General features: G+C 49.6%; 1 protein-coding gene. It reads right to left on the bottom strand.

Translation table 11 applies throughout. From position 1 onward, the window contains the following. Positions 1–24 precede the first annotated feature (24 nt). A partial coding sequence (gene fnr, locus J0A66_RS21560) for a fumarate/nitrate reduction transcriptional regulator Fnr (protein WP_206575916.1) occupies positions 25–538 on the bottom strand: 514 nt, incomplete at its 5' end.

Below are 538 nucleotides of genomic sequence, written 5' to 3'. Positions count from 1 at the left end.
AACGTCCTTTACGATATATGGCGATCAGCTGACCGCCACACCATTGTCCTGATTATCCTTGAGCAGTTTGGGCTCAACGATGGTAATGAACTTACCATCAACTCTGATCAAGCCTTGCTTCTGAAACTTGGTCAGCAGACGGCTGATGGTTTCTACTGTGAGTCCAAGATAGTTGCCGATTTCTGCTCGGGTCATGCTCAATCTGAATTGGCTGCCAGAAAATCCCCGGTCATGGTAACGCTCGCCCAGGTGGGCAAGAAAATGCGCCAGGCGCTGGTTTGCGGTGCGCTTGTTCAGCAACATGAACATATCCTGATCGGCCTGAATTTCATGGCTCATCAAACGCATGACTTGCTGACGCAAGCGTGGCAGATCGCCAGACAAACTTTCCATCGTCTGGAACGGAATTTCGCATACCATGGAGGTTTCCAATGCCTGGGCGAAACTTTTATGTTGCTGATTAACAATGGCATCAAAGCCAATAATATCGCCGGGCAAGTGGAAGGCGGTTATTTGTTCTTCACCGTCGGGCGCAAGT

It is taken from the genome of Bowmanella dokdonensis (assembly GCF_017254865.1).
Classification (GTDB): Bacteria; Pseudomonadota; Gammaproteobacteria; order Enterobacterales; family Alteromonadaceae; genus Bowmanella; species Bowmanella dokdonensis.
This window is presented reverse-complemented; position numbering and strand designations above follow the sequence as displayed.